Genomic DNA, 18,700 nt, shown 5'->3' with positions numbered 1-18,700 from the left:
CTCAGCCCTTGAGCATCTTGATGATGCCCGAAAAGTCGAGCGTCGCGCCTTCACCGTTGGCGAAACGCTCGTACAGTTCTTCGGCGCGCGCGGCCATCGGGGTTTGCGCGCCGACGCCGGCCGCGGCCTCGAGCGCGAGCTTGAGGTCCTTGAGCATCAGCGCCGCGGCGAACCCGCCCTGATAGTCGCGATCGGCCGGGGTCTCGGGGCCGACGCCGGGGACGGGGCAGTAACTCGTGACCGACCAGCTCTGCCCCGAACTGACCGAGGCGATGTCGTAGAGCTTCTGCAGGTCGAGCCCGAGTTTTTCGGCGAGCGCGAAGCTCTCGCAGGTGGCGATCATCGTCGCGCCGAGCATCATGTTGTTGCAGATCTTGGCGCCCTGGCCCGCGCCGCTGCTGCCTGCATGGATCACGGCCTTGCCCATGTCCGACAGGAAGGGCTCGGCGCGCGAGAACGCCGCCTCGCTGCCGCCGACCATGAACGTGAGCGTGCCGGCATTGGCTGCCGCGATCCCGCCCGAGACCGGCGCGTCGACTGCGGCGAGGCCGTGGGCGGCGGCGGCTTCGGCGACGCGGCGCGCCGTGGCGACATCGATCGTCGAGCAATCGATCAGGATCGCGCCGGCATCGGCATGGGGCAGGATGTTGTCGGTATAGACGGCTTCGACATGGCGCCCGGCGGGCAGCATCGTGATCACTGCCTCGGCGCCCTCGATCGCGGCATTGGCGTCTTCGGCGGGCAAGCAACCGGCCTTCTTCGCCTTGTCGAGCGCCTCGGCGGAAAGATCATAGGCGCGGACGTCGTGCCCGTGCTTGGCGAGGTTCGCGGCCATCCCGCCGCCCATATTGCCCAGCCCGATGAATGCGATGCGTGCCATAAATCCTCTCTAGACCTTACCTCTCCCCTTGATAGGGGAGAGGATACCGCAGCTTGGCAGCTTGCTGCCTAGGCTGAGGACTCATATCTTTCTTCGTCACCGGGATGACTGAAATTTATCAATGGCTTGTCTGGGTTCTTACCCTAGACTGCGCAACCCTCTCCCCTCGAGGGGAGAGGGGACGTAAGTCATTTCCCCGTCCAGTTCCCCGGCCTTTTCTCGACGAAGGCGGTCATGCCTTCCTTCTGGTCGACCGTGCCGAACAAAGCGTGGAACAGCCGGCGCTCGAAGGCAACGCCTTGCGCCAGCGTGGTCTCGTACGCTGCGTTGACCATCTCCTTGTTCGCCAGCACCGCTAGCGGCGCCATGCCGGCGATCGTCGCGGCGGTCTTCACGGCGTCCTCGACCAGCTCGGCTGCGGGAACGATGCGCGCGACGAGGCCGGCGCGCTCGGCCTCGGCGGCGTCGATCATCCGGCCGGTGAGACACATTTCCATCGCCTTGGCCTTGCCGACCGCGCGCGTGAGCCGCTGCGATCCGCCCATGCCCGGCGAGACGGCGAGCTTGATTTCGGGCTGGCCGAACTTCGCATTGTCGGCGGCGAGGATGAAGTCGCACATCATCGCCAGCTCGCAGCCGCCGCCCAACGCATAGCCTGCCACCGCGGCGATGATCGGCTTGCGCGTGCGCGTGAACGCGTCCCAGCCGGCGAAGAAATCGTGGCCGTACATGTCGGCAAAGCCCTGTGCCTGCATCTCCTTGATGTCGGCGCCCGCGGCGAAGGCCTTTTCACTGCCGGTGATCACTGCGCAGCCCTGCGACGCATCCTTGTCGAAGGCGTGCATGGCGTCGAGCAGCTCGGCCAGCACCTGGCTGTTGAGTGCGTTCAGCGCCTGCGGGCGGTTGAGCGTGACGAGCGTGACCGCGCCGCGTTGCTCGACGAGGATGGTTTCGTAGGCCATTTCTGCTCCTTCAGGCCGGCGTCCATGCCTGATCGTCGGGCAAGGGCGCGAAAATCTGGTCGATGACGTGATCGGTGACGCCCTCCGGCGTCGCGGGCTGCCAGTGCGGCGCATTGTCCTTGTCGAGGATCACTGCGCGGACGCCCTCGGCGAAATCGGGCCGCTGGACGACGCGCGAGGCGACGGCGAACTCCTGCCGCATCTCGTCCTCGAAGCTGGGCATGTGGCGGCCCTGACGGATGAGATGGAGCGAGACCTTCATCGCCTGGGGGGATTTGGCGCGCAGCGATGTGCGCTGCGCCAGTGCCCAGAAGCTCCCATCGGCTTCGAGCGCGGCGAGAATCGCTTCGACTGTCTGGCCCGCGAACAATTGGTCGATCGCCTCGCGATGCGCGACGACCTTGGGTTCCGGCTCGGGAACGGCGAATGATTCGAGGATCGACGGAATCGATCCCGGATCGGCGAGGATTCTCGCTTTGACGCCGTCGAGCGCCGCGGCGGGCAGATAGTGCGTCGCGATGCCCAGCGCGAGGCACTCGGCGCCGTCGAGACGCGCGCCGGTGAGCGCGATGAACTCGCCCATTCGTCCCGGCAGGCGCGAGAGATACCAGCCGCCGCCGACGTCGGGGAACAGGCCGATCCCGGTTTCGGGCATGGCGAACCGGGTGTTCTCGGTCGCCACGCGATATCTGGCCGGCATCGAGATGCCGACGCCGCCGCCCATGGTGATGCCGTCCATGAACGCGACGATGGGCTTGGCATAGGTGAACAGCGCGTGGTTGAGCTGATATTCGGTGCGGAAGAATTCGCGGGCCTGCACGCCGTCGCCGGCGCCGCTCTCGGCGATCATGCGAATGTCGCCGCCCGCGCAGAAACCCCGGCCCGCGGCGTGATCGATCAGTACCGCCTCGATCGCGGAATTGCCGCGCCATCCCGCCAGCGCTTCGAGCATCGTGGCGCACATCGCGGTGTCGAGCGCGTGGATCGCCTTGGGCCGGTTGAGCCGGATCCGGCCGATACGGCCTTCGGTGAAGGTGAGGACCTCGTCGGTCATAAAGGAACACCGTTCGCTTCGAGCGAAGTCGAGAAGCTCTCGCTCGGCCAATGTGTCTCGACTTCGCTCGACACGAACGGATCGGGAGGGCGCTTCATTGCCGCGTCAGCTCGCGCCCGACGATCATCCGCATCACCTGGTTGGTCCCTTCGAGGATCGAATGGACCCGCAGGTCGCGCCAGAAGCGCTCGATCGGATAGTCCTGCAGATAGCCATATCCCCCGTGCAGCTGGAGCGCGCGGTCGACAACGCTCGAACCCGTATCGGTGGCCAAACGCTTGGCCATCGCCGCGAATTTGGTCTTGTCGGGCGCGCCGGCGGTAACCTTGGCGGCGGCGAGATAGAGGAGCGCGCGGGCGGCCTCGAGCTCGGTCGCCATGTCGGCAAGCGTGAACTGGGTGTTCTGGAAGTCCGCGATCGGACGCCCAAATTGCTGGCGGTCCTTCGTGTACCGGATCGCCTCGTCGAGGCAGCGCTGCGCCCCGCCGAGCGAGCAGGCGCCGATGTTGAGCCGGCCGCCGTCGAGGCCCATCATCGCGAAGCGGAAGCCTTCGCCTTCGCCGCCGACCCGGTTCTCGACCGGCACGCGGACATCCTCGAAGGTCACTTGCCGGGTCGGCTGCGAATGCCAGCCGAGCTTGCGCTCGTTGGCGCCGAAGCTGACGCCGGGCATGTCCTTCTCGATGACGAGGCACGAAATGCCCTTGGGGCCCTCCTCGCCGGTGCGGACCATCGTGACATAGATCTCGTTCTCGCCCGCGCCCGAGATGAATTGCTTCGATCCGTTGACGACATAATGGTCGCCGTCGCGCACCGCCCGGGTCTTGAGCGCCGCGGCGTCCGATCCCGAGCTCGGTTCGGTGAGGCAATAGCTCGCAATGCGCTCCATCGTGATCAGCGAGGGCAGGTACTTGTCCTTCACTGCCTGGCTGCCGAACGTGTCGATCATCCAGCTCGCCATATTGTGGATCGAGATGAAGGCGCTGGTCGACGGGCAGCCATAGGCCATCGCCTCCATGATCAGCGCCGCCTCGAGCCGACCGAGCCCGATCCCGCCGCTCGCCTCGGAGACGTAGATCGAGGCGAAGCCGAGCTCGGCCGCGGCGCGGATCGTGTCGCGGGGGAAGATGTGCTTCTCGTCCCACTCCGCCGCATGCGGGGTGATCGCGTCGGCGGTGAACTGGCGTGCCATCTCCTGGATCTGGAGCTGCTCGTCGGTGAGGTCGAATTGCGTGGTCATGGGGCTTTCTCGTGCAGCACGCGCTCGGCGAAGAGCCGGTTGGCGAGGGCGATGTTGTTTCGTTCGTACCAGCGCGGGGCGGGGAGGCCCTTTTCCCAGGCGAGCAATTCGGTGAGCGTGCCGTTGGCGCTCGGCACGTCGGGGGCGGCGGTCTTGAGCGGGTCGGCATAGGCCGTGTCGGCGGAGACGATTTCCCAGCCGTCGGCTCGCAGCGCTTTTGCCAGATCGGCGATGTAGAGCGCGGCAATGTCGGTCTCGTGCAGCAGCATGACGTGCGGGGGCGAGCGGCCGATCGTCTTGATCATCAGCGCGTCGGCGAAATCGGCGGCCTGGACGTGCGTCTCGACATAGAGGTCGCGCAGCGCGGCCATGTCGATCTTCTTGCCCGCCTTCTTCGCATCGACCGTGAGCTGCTCGATATTCCAGTCGGAGCCCTCGGCCGTGACATAGCCGTTGGTCAGCCCGCGCTCGGCCAGCGCCGCGCGCACCGCATCGCGCTTGGCCTTGTCCTTGCCGCCCTCGTCGAGGAACGGAAACCGGAACCACGGGCGTCGGCCCGGACGCGGCTCGAGCCATGCCTCGGCCTTGTCCATATCGGCGAGATAATTGGCGACCGCGAGCTTGTTGAGGTGCGGGTGGCTGAAGCTGTGATTGGCGATGACATGGCCGGCGCGGACATAGCGATCCACCACTGCTTCGTCGGCGGGCGCCTGGACCTTGCCCGGATTGACGAAAAAGGCGGCCTGCTCGACCCGCGCCTTCCTGAGCGCCGCGACCAGCCGCTTGCTGCGTTCTTCCATGGTGAAGAAGGCGCCCACGCCGCGCGGCGTATCGTCGAACGTGAGCGCGATCCGCTTTTGCGCCGTCGCCGCGGGAGCGACCACGAGCAGGACGAAAGCGGCGAGGGCGCTGGCGAGTCCGCGGATCATGCGCACCGTTGATAGCGCAGCAGGCCGAGCATTGCGTCGGCGCCTTGCTCGCGGCGGACGAGCGACTTCCCATTATCCTCCGCGTCCAGCACCATCCGGCGCGTCCAGCTCTGGCCCTCGCCCGTCATCGCGAAGTCGGCGACGATCCGCCTGGCATCGCGTTCGGCCACCTTCCCGAGTGTCCCGACCGATTCATAGAAGCGCAGCGTATCGGCGGTGATCGTCAGCAGTCCCTTATTGTCGCCGCGCGTCGAGGTGCAGTCCGCGGGGACCAGGCCCCAGCGGCCTTGCAGCGCCACGGGGATGCCGGTGCCGGTATCAGAGGGCGAGGCGGTGGGCGCCGGGGCGGTTGTCGGCGCAGCCTCGGGCGGTGCAGGGGTGGTCGCGACGCTGTTGTCTGTCAGCACCACGCTGTCGTTGGTCGCGGTCCTTTCAGTGCCGCCACCGCAGCCGGCAAGCGACAATGCGGCGAGGCTGATGGCGGCGATCATCGCGGTTTTGCGCATCTCGAGTCCCTCGATTCGTTTCGGTTTCGACCCCAACGCCGCGCGGCGCAAGGTCGATCCCGTCATCCCATCGTCGGGATGACGAAGGCGTTGCCACCGTCCGGCGAGCCGTCGGGCCAGCGCTGGGTGACGGTCTTGGTCTTGGTCCAGAAGCGGACGCCTTCCATGCCGTGCTGGTTGATGTCGCCGAACGCGCTGCGCTTCCAGCCGCCGAAGCTGTGATAGGCCACCGGCACCGGGATCGGCACGTTGATCCCGACCATTCCGACATTCACCCGCGCGGCGAACTCGCGCGCGGCATGGCCGTTGCGCGTGAAGATCGCGACGCCGTTGCCGTATTGGTGCTCGCTGGGAAGGCGCAGCGCGGTCTCGAAATCTGGGGCGCGGACGATCTGCAGAACGGGCCCGAAGATCTCTTCCTTGTACGATTGCATGTCGGGCATGACGCGATCGAACAGCGAGGGGCCGATGAAGAAGCCCTGCTCATGCCCCTGCAGCTGGAAGCCGCGGCCGTCGACGACGAGTTCGGCGCCTTCGTCGACGCCGGTCTGGATCCAGTTCTCGACGCGCTGCTTGTGTGCCGCGTTCACCACCGGGCCGTAATGCGCGTCCTTGTCGGTCGAGACACCCACGCGGAGCTTCTCGATCGCGGGGAGCAGCTTGGCACGCAGCGCATCGGCGGTCTTGTCGCCGACGGGGACGACCACCGGCAGCGCCATGCAACGCTCGCCCGCCGAGCCGAAGGCCGCGCCCGAAAGATCGGCGACGACCTGGTCGAGATCGGCATCGGGCATGACGATGCCGTGATTCTTGGCCCCGCCCATCGCCTGGACGCGCTTCCCGGCATCGACGCCGCGGCGATAGACATAATGCGCGATGTCCGACGAGCCGACGAAGCTGACTGCAGAGATCGCCGGATGATCGAGGATCGCGTCGACCATTTCCTTGTCGCCGTGGACGACCTGCAGGATGCCTTCGGGCAGCCCGGCCTCGAGCATCAGCTCGGCGAGGCGGACGGGGACCGACGGATCGCGCTCGCTGGGCTTGAGCAGGAAAGCGTTGCCGCAGGCGATCGCCACGCCCGACATCCACAAGGGGATCATTGCCGGGAAGTTGAACGGCGTGATGCCGGCGCCGATGCCGAGCGGCTGGCGCATGCTGTAGACATCGATGCCGGGGCCCGCGCCCTGGGTATATTCCCCCTTGAGCGCGTGCGGGATGCCGCAGGCGAACTCGATCACTTCGAGCCCACGCTGGATGTCGCCCTTTGCGTCGGCGACGACCTTGCCATGTTCGGAGGAAAGCAGGTGCGCGAGCGAATCCATGTTCGCCTCGACCAGCTCCTTGAACCTGAACATCACGCGGGCGCGGCGTTGCGGGTTGGTCGCGGCCCAGCCGGGCTGCGCGGCCTGTGCGGCGGCGACGGCACGGTCGAGATCGGCCCGTGTGCCCAGCGAAACGCGCGCCTGGACCTGCCCGGTATTGGGATCGAACACGTCCGAGGTGCGGGCTGCGCCGCCGCCTGCATGACCCGCGATGAGATGGTCGATCGTGCGCATAAACTCTCCTGCGGCGGGCGCCACGGCCCGACTCGTCGTGTAATTTTATTGCGCAATGGCATATCGACTGGCGGCTGTCAGCCCCACCCATTTATCGTCACCCCGGCCTTGTGCCGGGGTCCACTGCGCAACTTCGGATAGCAAAGCGAATAGAGTGACTCGCTGGGGCTCGCCTGCGTCGAGAGCACCCTCGAAGCTTCGCGCGCCGTGGCTTGCGGGCCGGTGGACCCCGGAACAAGTCCGGGGTGACGAAGAAGAGGCGTTAGACCTTCGTCCGCCCGATCGGTACGGGCAGCAGGCGTCCTCGTTCGTCGGGGACGATCATCACTTCGACGCCGAACGCTTCCCGCAAAGGCTGGTGCGCCAGTGCCTCCGCGGCGGGGCCGAATGCCACCGCTTCGCCTTGCTTGAGCAGCAGCACGTCGTCGGCGGCGCGGGCGGCCTGGATCAGGTCGTGGAGGACGATCACTACGCCCATCCCGGTCGCGGCAAGCGCGCGGAGCTGGTCGAGAAGCCCCAACTGGTGCACCGGATCGAGGCTGGCGAGCGGCTCGTCGGCGAGCAGCCATTGCGGTTCGCCGGCGAGCACCCGTGCGAGCAGGACGCGGGCGCGCTCGCCGCCCGAGAGCTGATCGGCACCGCGATCGGCGAGGGGGTGCGTATCGGTGGCGCCGAGCGCCGCGCCGATCGCCATCGCGTCCGCCTGCGAAGTGCCGGCAAAGGGCGAGCGGTGCGGCAGGCGGCCGAGCGCGACGAGATCGCGGACCTGCATGTTCCAGTGCACCGTCGCATCCTGCGGCAGATAGCCGATCATCCGGGCGCGTTCGCGCGGCTCGATCCGGGCGATATGACGCGTGCCGAGTTTGACCTGCCCGTCGTCAGGATCAAGCAGCCCGGCGAGCGTCTTGACGAGCGTCGACTTGCCCGAGCCGTTCGCGCCGAGGATCGCAGTGACGCGGCCGGGCTGGAAGGCGGCGGTGACGTTGTTCAACACCCGGCGATTGCCGAGGCTGACGGCGAGATCGCTGACGCTCAGCTCCATGCCGAGCGCCGCATCTTGAGGAGGAGCAGGAAGAAGAACGGCGTGCCGAGCAGCGCCATCGCCACACCGAGCCGGATCTCGGAAGCGCCCGGACCCAGCCGGACGAGGCTGTCGGCGGCGAGGACCAATGCCGCCCCGCCGAGCGCACTTGGGAGCAGCAGCGCCGAGGGTTTGGCGCCGGTCAGCGGGCGGAGCAGATGCGGCACGATCAGCCCGACGAACCCGACCACCCCGGTCACCGCGACACTGGCGCCGACCGCGAGTCCCGCGCCGAGCACGATCAGCAGCTGGGTACGCTGGAGCCGCATGCCGAGCGAGCGCGCGGCGTCTTCGCCCAGGGTCAGCGCGTCGAGCGCGCGCCCGGTGAACAGGAGGAGGGCGCAGCCGATCGCGATGAAGGGCGAGGCCAGCTGGACCTCGGCGAAGCTGCGGTCGGTGAGCGCGCCCATGATCCAGTCGATGATTTCGGCGGTGGCGAAGGGATTGGGCGCGATCGAGATCAGGAAGGCGGTGAGCGCACCGGCGAGGCTGGCGAGCACGGTACCGGCGAGGATGAAGGCGACCTGGCTGTCGGCGCGCCACGCGAGCCCGGCGAGCAGCAGCATCGAACCGCACGCGGCGAGCATGGCGGCGGCGAAGATGACGAGCGGCGCGCTGGCGGCGAAGACGACGATCGCGGCGACGGCGCCCAAAGCGGCGGAGGAGGAGACGCCGACCACCGCGGGATCGGCGAGCGGGTTGCGCAGATAGCCCTGCAGCACCGCCCCGGTCAGTCCCAGGGCCGCGCCGATCGCGAGCCCGAGGATCGCGCGCGGCAGGCGCAATTCGGCGACGATCCACCAGCGCGGATCGCCCGAGAACCACGCGTCGAATGGCACCCATACCTTGCCCGCCATCAGCGATCCCGCGAACAGCAGGACTACCAGCAGCGTCAGGCCGAGGAGCAACAGCGGCCGGTTCACGGCGTCACCTCGCGGCGGATTTCGGCCAGCCGCGTCATGGCCTTGGCGATCACCGGGCCGCCGCAATTGACGAGGCTGCGCGGGAAATGCGCCTGATGGACCTTGGCGCCTGAGCGCGCGAGCGCCCAGCTCCGCATCTGGGCTGCGCGCGAGCTGGCGTCGCGGCCGGATTGATCGGGGACGAGCATCACCCGCGGCGGATCGGCCACGACATGCTCGATCGGGAGATAGCCGGTACCCTGCAATCCATAATGCGCAGCATGGTCGCTTAAGCCGGCCTTGACCATCATCTCGTCGAGCAAGGTATTCGCGCCGTTGACGGTGTTCCCGCCGATCCAGAGCAGCGCCGGGACCGCCGGGCCATCGGTGCGCGCACCGGCGACGGCGCGGTCGATGCGCGACACCATCGCTTCGCCGGCAGGCACGGCACCCACCGCCGCTGCCAGTTCGCGCACCTGGACCTTGCTGTCGGCGATCGTGCTCGCCCAGCCGAGCGTGAACGTCTTGACGCCGGCGCGCGCCAGCGCCTCGCGCGTCGAGGCTGAAGCGAAGCTGTCGATGATCGCCAGATCGGGGCGCAGCGCGATGATCTCCTCGGCAGTGCCGTTGTTGACGTGGAATTTCCGGGCGACTTCGATCGGGATCGAGGTGGCGCCCGGATCGCGCGAATAATGGCTGATCGCGGCGATGCGGTCGGGCGGGACCAGTTCGACCAGCATCGCATCGGCACACGGGTTAAGCGACACGATCCCGCCCCCGTGCGGCGAAGGTTGCGCCGCGCATCCGGCTGCCGCGAGGCAGAGAAGCGCGGCGACCCGCATCAGTTGAGCTTCAGCCGCACGCCGGCATAGGCCGCGCGCCCATAGGTGCCGTAGCCCGAAACCACCTGATACTTCTCGTCGGTCAAATTCTCGACCCGGCCATAGACAGCGAAGCGATCGCCGATCGGCATCTCGGCCCGGATGCTGCCGAGCGCGAAGCCGTCGAGCCGAGTGAAATTGCCCGCATCGTTGAAGCTGTCCCCGACGATCGTCACCGTGCCCCCCAGCGAAAGCCCGAACGGCAGGCGGTAATCGGCCGAGAGGCTGGCGGTGTCCTGCGGACGGCGCGCCAGCTGGTTGCCTTCAAAGCCTGCCGAGCGGTTCTCGGCGTCGGTATAGGTGTAGTTGGCCGTGACGGTAAGCGCCTCGACGGGCTTCAGCGCCAGCTCGACCTCGACACCCTCGGCGCGGGTGCGCGCGATGTTGGCGTAAGTGAAGCTGACCAGATCGAAGTCGATCTGGTTGCGCGTGTCGCGATGGAAGTACGTCACGGCCAGCTTGGCGGCGCCGGCGAGCGCGCTCTGCTCGACGCCGGCTTCCCAGCTCTTCGCGGTCTCGGGCCGGAGCGTGTCGGTGCCGTAGAAAGGCGCGAACAGCTGATAGAGCGTCGGCGCCTTGAAGCCTTCGCCATAGCTGGCGCGGAGCAAGGTGCTCTCGAACGGCTTGACCGCGGCGCTGGCGCCCCAGGTCGTGCGTCCGCCGAAGCGGCTGTGATCGTCGTTGCGGATGCCGGCGGTGAGCGTCACTGCCTCGACCGGCGTTACGATCGCCTGGCCGTAGAAGCTGGTGATGTCGGCGCGATAAGTATCGCTGCCGTCGTAGAAGCGGAGATTCTCGCGCTCGGCGCCGAAGGTCACGCGGACCTGCTCGACGAGCTTCGCATCGCCCCGATATTCGTAGCGCTCGCTGCGCCCGCGATAGAGATAATGCGGCGTGAAGGCGCCGGGCGCCGGGTCATAGCCGTCGCGATTGACGTCGGCGATGGTGAAGGCGACGCGGTTCTCCAGGCCGCCGAAATTGGCGAACAGCCCGGCATAGCCGTACAGCTCCTGCGCCGTCGAATACTCGTCGGTGTCGGCGAAGGCGTAGGTCGGGGCGGGGAAGCCGTCGAGCTCGAGCCGCGAATTGGCGTAATAGCCGCGCAGATCCGCCCCGAAGCCCGGCGCGAACTCGACGCGCAGCCGGCCGCTGGCATTATATTGGCGATAGCCGTCCGCCTCGGTGCCCGCTGCCGCCTGCGAGATGCCGTCGGTGCGGAAATAGCCGCCGGTCAGCGCGCCCTGCACCGTATCGTTGCCCGCGGCGATTGCGGCGTTGGCCGAGATCTGGTCGGCATAGCCATATTCGGCATTGGCGCGCGCCTCGACTCCGTCGACAGGTTTCTGGGTGACCACATTGACCACGCCGCCCAGCGCCTGGCTGCCCCAGATCACCGAATTGGGCCCGCGCAGCACTTCGACGCGCTGAATCGAGCCGGTCAACAGGTTACCGAAATCGAAAGCGCCGGCGGGAGCGGAGGGATCCATGGCACGGACGCCGTCGATCAGCACCAGGGTCTGCGCATCCTCGGCGCCGCGGATGCGCACCGCGGTCACGCCGCCGGGCCCGCCATTGCGCGTGGACGAGACGCCCGGCGTCGTGGCGAGCAGGTCGGAGAGCGAGACGGTCTGGCGCGCTTCGATCAGGTCGCGGTCGAGCACGGTGATCGAGCGGCCGGTGGTCTCGGCATCCTGCTCGACGCCCGAGGCGACGACGACGATCCGGTCGTCGTCCGACTGGGCATGCGCCACGGCCGGCAGCACTGCGGCGGAGGCATAGAGAAACAGTTTCAACTTGGTCACGGCAAAGACACCTTCGTCTGGGGTCGTCTTGCCGAAAATTGGCGCGGCGACCCGGTTAAACGGTGTCGCTCACGCGAGGGCACGCCCTCGTTCGCCCGGTGCACCCCGCCCGCGCAAAGGAATCGACTGTGACTGGCAGGTCTCCTGGCTCCCGGGTCACCACATGCGCGCCGCCTTCCCGGATGTGCTCCAGTGGCATGATGGCGCGAATGCTCGCCGGTTACAGTTGCGGGGGCAGCCTCGGGTTCGAACCGAGTTCCCATTTTCATCCCCTTTGCAGGGGACACCCGTCACGGCGGCGCCTCTACGCCGCGCATGCGTTCGCTGCAACTGCGAAATAAATCCGGGTTTGTCTCGATAGTGTAACCAACGGTCAATCCGGCGTTTACCAGCCTGCCGCACAAGCACCCCATGCGAACCGCCTCGTCCCAATTGCCTCGTCCATCTCCCGAATGGCTCAGCCCGGAAGAGGCGAACCCGCCGCTGCTGGTGCTTCGCGATTCGCTGTTCAAGGCAGTCGACATCTTCACCCGCGACACCGACATCCGCCTCGTGCCGGTGGTCGACGCCGCGGATCGCCCGGTCGGCGCGGTGTTCGAGAAGGATGTGCGCCAGCTGCTGCTCAATCCCTTCGGCCACGCGCTGCTGCGCAACCCGAGCTACGGCCATGCCGTCGCGCGGCTGGTCCGCGATTGCCCGGTGGCGGAAATGACGCGCGACATCGGCGCGCTGACCCGCGCCTATCGCGCCGCAAACGGCAGCGAGGGGATGATCCTCACCCGCGACGGCCGCGTCGCCGGCGTGCTCACCAATCGCCGCCTGCTCCACATGACCGCCGAGCAGGAGCGCGGCGAAACCCGTGCCCGGGTCGAACGCGCCGAACGCATCGAGCAGGCCAGCCTGCGGTTCGAGGCGCAGGTGACCTCGCTGTCGCGGACGATGCGCGCGCTCGCCGCCGAACTGCAGCACGATGCCTCGGGAACGGCCGGCCGCGCCTCGGATCTCGGCGACCGTGCCGTCGCGGTGGCATCGGCGACGTCGCAGACCCGCGACAATATCGGCGAGATCGCCGAGCGCGGTCGCGGTCTCGCCGGCGCGCTCGCGCGGATCGAGCGGAGCAGCGACGCGACGCGCGGCGCGGCATCGCGTGCCGCCGAACTGGTCGCCGCGGGCAGCAACCGGACCCGCGAACTGTTGGGCGCCGCGCAGACGATCGATTCGGTGATCGCGCTGATCAGCGAGATCGCGGCGCGCGTGAATCTGCTTGCCCTCAATGCCACGATCGAAGCCGCCCGCGCGGGGGAGGCGGGCCGGGGCTTCACTGTCGTCGCGCATGAAGTGAAGCAGCTGTCGAGCCAGACCAGCACCGCCGCGGCACGCATAGCCGCGCATGTCGGCGAGATCCGCCACGGCATCGACGATGTCGCGCGCGGCCATGCCGAGGTCGAGTGCGCGATCGAGGCGATGGCCGAGCTGGCGAGCGGCGTGCAGGCCGCGGTGATGGCGCAGGAGGCCGCGACCCGCACGATCGCAGTCAATGTCGAGGAGGCGGTCGCCGCCAGCGGCGCGATCCACGACGACGTCGCGGCGATCGGCGAGACGTCGCGTGCGGCGCAGGACAGCGTCGATACGATGCGCGCGCGCGCCGCGCGGCTGCAGGAGGGGGCGGGCGCGCTCTCGGAGGAACTCGAGGCCTTTCTCTGCGAGCTTCGCGCAGCGTGAAGCTGCGGAACGGCGGCGTTGGGACTGCGTTGTGGCAAGCCTAGGAGGACCGCCTGCATGAAGACGAAACATCTGATCCTGGGGCTCGCCCCGGCGCTCGCACTCGCCGCCTGCGGTGGCAACCAGACGACCACGACGACCACCAACACCACGGTCGACAACCTGTCGGGCACGGAAATGCCCGCCGACACCAACATGACCGACAATGCGGCGATGGCCGATGCGGCGCTGTCGCCGGCGCAGAAATTCGCCAACCATGTCGGTGCCAGCGATTATTACGAGATCGAGGCCGGCAAGCTCGCGCAGGAAAAGGCGCATGATCCGAAGCTCAAGGACTTCGGCAAGATGATGGTCGAGCAGCACACTGCCACGACCGACAAGCTCAAGGCCGCGGGCGCCAAGGCCAGCCCGGCGATCACGCCTAGCCCGACGCTGAATGCCGAGCAGGAAGCGAATCTCGCGGCGCTGCGCGCGGCCGACGGCGCGGCGTTCGATACTGCCTACAAGGCGCAGCAGATCGCCGCGCACGAAAAGGCGCTGGCAGAGGTCAAGGACTATGCCGCCGGCACCGACCCGGTGTTCAAGGGCTTCGCCGGCGACGCCGTGAAGCTCATCCAGGTGCATCTGACCAAGATCAAGAGCCTGTAAAAACTCCCTCTCTCCGCTTGCGGGGAGAGGGGCCTGTCGAGGCTGCGTCGCACTTGCCCTTCTCCCCGACCCTCTCCCCTGAAGGGGAGAGGGAGAAGATCCCTAGGCAGCTTCTTCCTGCGCCACGTCGGGCACCGCCCGTGGCCCCGTGGCCGCGGCTTCACCGCCGGTGCGCTTGAGGCGGCCGTCGACATGTCCGCCATTCTCGATGGTGATGTCCTGATATTCGACGTCGCCGATGATTTTCGCCGAGCGCTCGACCGTGAGGTGCTTGACGTGGACGCTGCCTTCGATCGTCCCGGCGATCCGCGCGGTATCGGCCGTGACACCGCCGACGATCCGGCTCTCCGGACCCTGGACGAGGTTGGCGCAATGGACGTCGCCCTCGATGCTGCCGTCGATATGCAGGTCGGCCGTCGCGCGGACGTCGCCGGTCACTGCCATGTCGGGGCCGATCACCGAGAACATGCCGCGCCCGCGCCCGCTTGTCTGCGCCGGGCTCGCGGGCCGATCGTCGCGTTTGTTACCATTGAACATAAGGTTACTCCCCCTGCCCGGGACTCGAAGCCCGCGTTGCGTGCCTATCATTGTCGGGCGGAATCCAAAACTCGCCGAGCCTCTCGCCTGGTCGATTATCGTTGGTCGCGGCGTGTGCGGCATCGCGAAGCAGCAGCGATGCCGTCGCGAGCATCGCCAGCGAAGCGGAGGTGCCCAGCGCCGGACTGTCGAGCCATGTGCTCCCGACCCCCGCTGCGGTGCCGAGCAAGCCGAACAGGATTGCCGGCCGGAACCGCGAGCACAGGACCGCATGGCCGCAGATCCCGAGCGGCAGGAACAGCGCCGTCATGCCGAGCCCCGGCACCGCGCCGGCGATCAGCGCCGCGGGCAGCGCGCTCGCCGTGAGGGAAAAAGCGGGCCGGGCGGTCAATTGCGCGAGATGGCAGGCGAGCAGGCCCGCCGCGCCCGCGAGAAGGAGCCCGGTCACTGCCATCAGTGCCGCCGAATCGAGCATCTGCCACGCGCCGGGCCGCGAGGGGCCGGTCATGCCCGCCAGCAGCGTCGCCGCCAGCGTGACGAGCGCAGGGGCGAGCCGCATCGCGATCGGCCGCGTGACGGCGCCATATCCGGAGGGTAAGAGCATGCTTCGCCCGCTGTAGCGCGCGATGGGTTGACGCTCTCTTATCGTGACGCATGTCCCGGCGGCGCGCGCCCATTGACCCCGCATGCCTCCGCAGCTATAGGCGCCCCCGTTCCGCGAGGGTCCCACAAGGCCCGAGACTCGGGGAACAAAGAGCTGAACGTTGCTGGAGACGCAATGGCCCGGGGGGTCGCAGACACCCGGGGCCTTTTCGTATTCTATAGAGTCTGGGCTCCAGCAAAGTAACCGCCGGCCTGTCCGGTAACTTAAAGGTGAAGGGCTTCATGCCAACGATCAACCAGCTGGTCCGCAAGGGCCGCGAACCGCAGAAGGCCAAGTCGAAGGTCCCTGCGATGGAGCAGAACCCGCAGAAGCGCGGCGTCTGCACCCGTGTCTACACCACGACCCCGAAGAAGCCGAACTCGGCTCTGCGCAAGGTGGCCAAGGTTCGCCTGACCAACCAGCGCGAAGTCATTTCGTACATTCCGGGCGAGGGCCACAATCTTCAGGAGCACTCGGTGGTCCTGATCCGCGGCGGCCGCGTGCGCGATCTTCCCGGCGTTCGGTACCACGTCCTTCGCGGCGTGCTCGATACGCAGGGTGTGAAGGATCGTCGCCAGTCGCGTTCCAAGTACGGCGCAAAGCGTCCGAAGTAAGCCGGCCGGGCTTATGCCCGCCAAATATGGCTGAAGTTTAGAAGGAAGATATCAGATGGCTCGTCGTCGTCGTCCCGAAAAGCGGGAAATCCTGCCTGATCCCGTCTACGGGGATGAGGTTCTCACCAAGTTCATGAATTCGGTCATGCTGGACGGCAAGAAGTCCGTGGCCGAGGGCATCGTCTATTCGGCGCTCGAAACCGTCGAGCAGCGCGCCAAGCGCGAGCCGATCGGCGTGTTCCATGACGCACTCAACAACATCAAGCCGGGCATCGAGGTCCGTTCGCGCCGCGTCGGCGGTGCGACCTACCAGGTTCCCGTCGAGGTCCGCCCGGAGCGTGCCCAGGCACTTGCCATCCGCTGGCTGATCTCGTCCGCGCGCAATCGCAGCGAGCACACCATGTCGGCCCGCCTCTCGGGCGAGCTGATGGATGCCGCCAACAATCGCGGCAACGCGGTGAAGAAGCGCGAAGATACCCACCGTATGGCCGAGGCGAACCGCGCCTTCAGCCACTACCGCTGGTAACTTTCCTACCTATATCGTGGGGAGCCGGACCGTCCGGCTCCCCGCATCGCTAAGGACTTAAGATCATGGCCCGCAGCCATCCGCTCGAGCGTTATCGCAATATCGGCATCATGGCGCACATCGACGCCGGCAAGACGACGACGACCGAGCGCATCCTCTATTACACCGGCAAGTCCTACAAGATCGGCGAAGTGCACGAAGGCACTGCGACGATGGACTGGATGGAGCAGGAGCAGGAGCGCGGGATCACGATCACGTCGGCTGCCACCACCTGCTTCTGGTCGGCCGAAGAGGGCAAGGGCCCCGAGCACCGCATCAACATCATCGACACCCCCGGCCACGTCGACTTCACGATCGAAGTCGAGCGTTCGCTGCGTGTGCTCGACGGTGCGGTCGCGTGCTTCGACGGCGTTGCCGGCGTCGAGCCGCAGTCCGAGACCGTGTGGCGCCAGGCCGACAAGTACGGCGTGCCGCGCATGTGCTTCGTCAACAAGCTCGACCGCACCGGCGCGGACTTCTATTTCTGCGTCAACTCGATCATCGAGCGCCTCGGCGCGCGTCCGGCCGTGCTGTACCTGCCGATCGGCATCGAAGGCGGCTTCAAGGGCCTGGTCGATCTGGTCGAGAACCGCGCGATCATCTGGCTCGAAGAGAGCCTGGGCGCGAAGTTCGTCTATCAGGACATCCCCGAGGACCTGGCCGAAAAGGCCGCCAAGTATCGCAGCGACCTGATCGAAATGGCCGTCGAGCAGGATGACGCGCTCATGGAAGCGTATCTCGAGGGCAACGAGCCGTCGGTCGCCGACCTGAAGAAGCTGATCCGCAAGGGCACGCTCAACATGTCGTTCGTGCCGATCGTGTGCGGCTCGGCGTTCAAGAACAAGGGCGTCCAGCCGCTGCTCGACGCGGTGGTCGACTACCTGCCTTCGCCGCTCGACGTTCCCGCGATCAAGGGCGTAAAGCTCGACGGCGAAACGCCGGACGAGCGTCCGTCGGACGACAATGCGCCCTTCTCGGCGCTGGCGTTCAAGATCATGAACGATCCGTTCGTCGGCACGCTGACCTTCGCGCGCATCTATTCGGGCAAGCTCGAAGCCGCGAGCCAGGTGACCAACTCGGTCAAGGACAAGAAGGAAAAGGTCGGCCGCATGCTGCTGATGCATGCGAACGACCGCGAGGACATCCAAGTGGCCTATGCCGGCGACATCGTCGCGCTGGCCGGCCTCAAGGACACCACGACCGGGGACACGCTCTGCGCGATCAACGCGCCGATCATCCTCGAACGCATGGAGTTCCCGGATCCCGTCATCGAGCTTTCGGTGGAGCCGAAGACCAAGGCCGACCAGGAGAAGATGGGCGTCGCGCTCAATCGCCTCGCCCGCGAGGATCCGTCGTTCCGCGTCTCGACCGATCACGAATCGGGTCAGACCATCATCAAGGGGATGGGCGAGCTCCACCTCGAGATCCTGGTCGATCGCATGAAGCGCGAGTTCAAGGTCGAGGCCAATGTCGGCGCGCCGCAGGTCGCCTATCGCGAATATCTCGCGAAGAAGGTCGACATCGACTACACGCACAAGAAGCAGTCGGGCGGCTCGGGCCAGTTCGGCCGCGTCAAGGTGACCGTGGTCCCCGGCGAGCGCGGTTCGGGCTTCCAGTTCTTCGACGAGGTCAAGGGCGGCAATATTCCCAAGGAATATATCCCCTCGGTCGAGAAGGGCTTCCGCGAGACCGCCGAGACCGGTTCGCTGATCGGTTTCCCGATCATCGACTTCGAGGTGCACCTCACGGACGGCGCGTACCACGACGTCGACTCGTCGGCGCTGGCGTTCGAAATCTGTGCGCGTGGCGCGATGCGCGAAGCGGCACAGAAGGCCGGCATCAAGCTGCTCGAGCCGATCATGAAGGTCGAGGTCGTCACTCCGGAGGATTATCTGGGCGACGTCATCGGCGACATGAACAGCCGTCGTGGCCAGATCCAGGGCACCGACAGCCGCGGCAATGCGCAGACCGTCGAGGCGATGGTGCCGCTGGCGAACATGTTCGGCTACGTGAACCAGCTCCGCTCGTTCACTCAGGGCCGCGCGCAATACAGCATGCAGTTCTCGCATTACGACGAAGTGCCCGCGAATGTGGCCGACGAAGTGAAGGCGAAGCTGGCGTAACCCGAAATGAGTCGCTAAGGGGCCGCGTTCGCGTGGCGCCCTGACCGGCCGC

The 18,700-nt window shown here is 67.0% G+C and carries 18 protein-coding genes and 1 riboswitch; of the genes, 5 read left to right on the top strand and 13 right to left on the bottom strand.

Annotation, left to right across the window (positions count from 1 at the left end; all coding sequences use genetic code 11):
- Position 1: 1 nt before the first annotated feature.
- The 11 genes from mmsB to BR78_RS0110975 form a co-directional block, all read right to left on the bottom strand.
- Entirely contained in the window at positions 2 to 880 is an 879-nt protein-coding gene (mmsB, locus tag BR78_RS0111030; RefSeq protein ID WP_029936482.1) for a 3-hydroxyisobutyrate dehydrogenase, read from the bottom strand.
- A gap of 188 nt (positions 881 to 1,068) precedes the next feature.
- On the bottom strand, positions 1,069 to 1,842 hold the full coding sequence (locus tag BR78_RS0111025; RefSeq protein WP_029936481.1) for an enoyl-CoA hydratase: 774 nt from the start codon (positions 1,840 to 1,842) through the stop codon (positions 1,069 to 1,071).
- Between the two features lie 10 nt (positions 1,843 to 1,852).
- The gene (locus BR78_RS0111020; protein WP_029936480.1) at positions 1,853 to 2,896 is read right to left on the bottom strand and encodes an enoyl-CoA hydratase/isomerase family protein; all 1,044 of its coding nucleotides are present in this window, start codon (positions 2,894 to 2,896) and stop codon (positions 1,853 to 1,855) included.
- A gap of 94 nt (positions 2,897 to 2,990) precedes the next feature.
- Positions 2,991 to 4,136, bottom strand: a complete 1,146-nt coding sequence (locus tag BR78_RS0111010) for an acyl-CoA dehydrogenase family protein (RefSeq protein WP_029936479.1) — start codon at positions 4,134 to 4,136, stop codon at positions 2,991 to 2,993.
- The gene (locus BR78_RS0111005) at positions 4,133 to 5,065 is read right to left on the bottom strand and encodes a polysaccharide deacetylase family protein (protein WP_051683300.1); all 933 of its coding nucleotides are present in this window, start codon (positions 5,063 to 5,065) and stop codon (positions 4,133 to 4,135) included. The genes BR78_RS0111010 and BR78_RS0111005 overlap by 4 nt, the downstream gene beginning before the upstream one ends.
- On the bottom strand, positions 5,062 to 5,571 hold the full coding sequence (locus BR78_RS0111000; RefSeq protein WP_029936477.1) for a hypothetical protein: 510 nt from the start codon (positions 5,569 to 5,571) through the stop codon (positions 5,062 to 5,064). Before BR78_RS0111000 ends, BR78_RS0111005 begins: the two co-directional genes overlap by 4 nt.
- Positions 5,572 to 5,633: 62 nt before the next feature.
- Positions 5,634 to 7,130 carry a CoA-acylating methylmalonate-semialdehyde dehydrogenase gene (locus BR78_RS0110995; protein WP_029936476.1) on the bottom strand — a complete coding sequence of 499 codons (1,497 nt, stop codon included), beginning with the start codon at positions 7,128 to 7,130 and terminating at the stop codon, positions 5,634 to 5,636.
- 262 nt (positions 7,131 to 7,392) lie between these two features.
- Positions 7,393 to 8,172, bottom strand: a complete 780-nt coding sequence (locus BR78_RS0110990) for an ABC transporter ATP-binding protein (protein WP_029936475.1) — start codon at positions 8,170 to 8,172, stop codon at positions 7,393 to 7,395.
- Positions 8,163 to 9,134: a FecCD family ABC transporter permease gene (locus tag BR78_RS0110985; RefSeq protein WP_029936474.1), complete on the bottom strand. Its 972-nt coding sequence runs from the start codon at positions 9,132 to 9,134 to the stop codon at positions 8,163 to 8,165. Before BR78_RS0110985 ends, BR78_RS0110990 begins: the two co-directional genes overlap by 10 nt.
- Positions 9,131 to 9,880, bottom strand: a complete 750-nt coding sequence (locus tag BR78_RS0110980) for an ABC transporter substrate-binding protein (RefSeq protein ID WP_231478232.1) — start codon at positions 9,878 to 9,880, stop codon at positions 9,131 to 9,133. Before BR78_RS0110980 ends, BR78_RS0110985 begins: the two co-directional genes overlap by 4 nt.
- 74 nt (positions 9,881 to 9,954) lie before the next feature.
- Complete coding sequence (locus tag BR78_RS0110975; RefSeq protein ID WP_051683298.1) at positions 9,955 to 11,796, bottom strand: TonB-dependent receptor plug domain-containing protein; 1,842 nt, start codon at positions 11,794 to 11,796, stop codon at positions 9,955 to 9,957.
- A gap of 117 nt (positions 11,797 to 11,913) precedes the next feature.
- Positions 11,914 to 12,102, bottom strand: a riboswitch (cobalamin riboswitch).
- A gap of 126 nt (positions 12,103 to 12,228) precedes the next feature.
- On the opposite strand from BR78_RS0110975, the gene BR78_RS0110970 reads away from it, so the two are divergent.
- Both BR78_RS0110970 and BR78_RS0110965 read left to right on the top strand, forming a co-directional pair.
- The gene (locus BR78_RS0110970) at positions 12,229 to 13,518 is read left to right on the top strand and encodes a methyl-accepting chemotaxis protein (RefSeq protein WP_197021350.1); all 1,290 of its coding nucleotides are present in this window, start codon (positions 12,229 to 12,231) and stop codon (positions 13,516 to 13,518) included.
- 57 nt (positions 13,519 to 13,575) lie between these two features.
- Positions 13,576 to 14,166, top strand: a complete 591-nt coding sequence (locus tag BR78_RS0110965) for a DUF4142 domain-containing protein (protein ID WP_029936470.1) — start codon at positions 13,576 to 13,578, stop codon at positions 14,164 to 14,166.
- 102 nt (positions 14,167 to 14,268) lie between these two features.
- Here the strand turns inward: BR78_RS0110965 and BR78_RS0110960 are convergent, their stop codons facing one another.
- Both BR78_RS0110960 and BR78_RS0110955 read right to left on the bottom strand, forming a co-directional pair.
- Positions 14,269 to 14,703 (bottom strand): bactofilin family protein, encoded by a 435-nt coding sequence (locus BR78_RS0110960; protein ID WP_081855732.1) that lies wholly within the window; start codon positions 14,701 to 14,703, stop codon positions 14,269 to 14,271.
- A 4-nt stretch (positions 14,704 to 14,707) separates the two neighbouring features.
- Positions 14,708 to 15,307 carry a hypothetical protein gene (locus tag BR78_RS0110955; RefSeq protein ID WP_029936468.1) on the bottom strand — a complete coding sequence of 200 codons (600 nt, stop codon included), beginning with the start codon at positions 15,305 to 15,307 and terminating at the stop codon, positions 14,708 to 14,710.
- 281 nt (positions 15,308 to 15,588) lie between these two features.
- Between BR78_RS0110955 and rpsL the strand changes: the two genes are divergently transcribed.
- The 3 genes from rpsL to fusA all read left to right on the top strand — a co-directional run bounded on the left by rpsL (position 15,589) and on the right by fusA (position 18,648).
- Complete coding sequence (rpsL, locus tag BR78_RS0110950) at positions 15,589 to 15,960, top strand: 30S ribosomal protein S12 (protein WP_029936467.1); 372 nt, start codon at positions 15,589 to 15,591, stop codon at positions 15,958 to 15,960.
- Positions 15,961 to 16,015: 55 nt separating this feature from the next.
- Complete coding sequence (rpsG, locus tag BR78_RS0110945) at positions 16,016 to 16,486, top strand: 30S ribosomal protein S7 (protein ID WP_029936466.1); 471 nt, start codon at positions 16,016 to 16,018, stop codon at positions 16,484 to 16,486.
- 65 nt (positions 16,487 to 16,551) lie between these two features.
- Positions 16,552 to 18,648: an elongation factor G gene (gene fusA / locus BR78_RS0110940; RefSeq protein WP_029936465.1), complete on the top strand. Its 2,097-nt coding sequence runs from the start codon at positions 16,552 to 16,554 to the stop codon at positions 18,646 to 18,648.
- The last annotated feature ends 52 nt before the right edge of the window (positions 18,649 to 18,700 follow it).

Origin of the sequence: Sphingomonas sp. UNC305MFCol5.2 (assembly GCF_000712135.1) — a bacterium.
Taxonomy (GTDB): domain Bacteria; phylum Pseudomonadota; class Alphaproteobacteria; order Sphingomonadales; family Sphingomonadaceae; genus Sphingomonas.
Note: the sequence above shows the minus strand (reverse complement) of the source record. Positions and strands in the feature narration are given on the sequence as shown.

Bases quoted from the DNA above. Each gene is read 5' to 3' on its own strand.
- fusA (WP_029936465.1), top strand. From the start codon at position 16,552: ATGGCCCGCAGCCATCCGCTCGAGCGTTATCGCAATATCGGCATCATG.
- rpsL (WP_029936467.1), top strand. From the start codon at position 15,589: ATGCCAACGATCAACCAGCTGGTCCGCAAGGGCCGCGAACCGCAGAAG.
- rpsG (WP_029936466.1), top strand. From the start codon at position 16,016: ATGGCTCGTCGTCGTCGTCCCGAAAAGCGGGAAATCCTGCCTGATCCC.
- BR78_RS0110995 (WP_029936476.1), bottom strand. From the start codon at position 7,130: ATGCGCACGATCGACCATCTCATCGCGGGTCATGCAGGCGGCGGCGCA.
- BR78_RS0110955 (WP_029936468.1), bottom strand. From the start codon at position 15,307: ATGCTCTTACCCTCCGGATATGGCGCCGTCACGCGGCCGATCGCGATG.
- BR78_RS0110965 (WP_029936470.1), top strand. From the start codon at position 13,576: ATGAAGACGAAACATCTGATCCTGGGGCTCGCCCCGGCGCTCGCACTC.
- mmsB (WP_029936482.1), bottom strand. From the start codon at position 880: ATGGCACGCATCGCATTCATCGGGCTGGGCAATATGGGCGGCGGGATG.
- BR78_RS0110990 (WP_029936475.1), bottom strand. From the start codon at position 8,172: ATGGAGCTGAGCGTCAGCGATCTCGCCGTCAGCCTCGGCAATCGCCGG.
- BR78_RS0111000 (WP_029936477.1), bottom strand. From the start codon at position 5,571: ATGCGCAAAACCGCGATGATCGCCGCCATCAGCCTCGCCGCATTGTCG.
- BR78_RS0110960 (WP_081855732.1), bottom strand. From the start codon at position 14,703: ATGTTCAATGGTAACAAACGCGACGATCGGCCCGCGAGCCCGGCGCAG.
- BR78_RS0111020 (WP_029936480.1), bottom strand. From the start codon at position 2,896: ATGACCGACGAGGTCCTCACCTTCACCGAAGGCCGTATCGGCCGGATC.
- BR78_RS0111005 (WP_051683300.1), bottom strand. From the start codon at position 5,065: ATGATCCGCGGACTCGCCAGCGCCCTCGCCGCTTTCGTCCTGCTCGTG.
- BR78_RS0111010 (WP_029936479.1), bottom strand. From the start codon at position 4,136: ATGACCACGCAATTCGACCTCACCGACGAGCAGCTCCAGATCCAGGAG.
- BR78_RS0111025 (WP_029936481.1), bottom strand. From the start codon at position 1,842: ATGGCCTACGAAACCATCCTCGTCGAGCAACGCGGCGCGGTCACGCTC.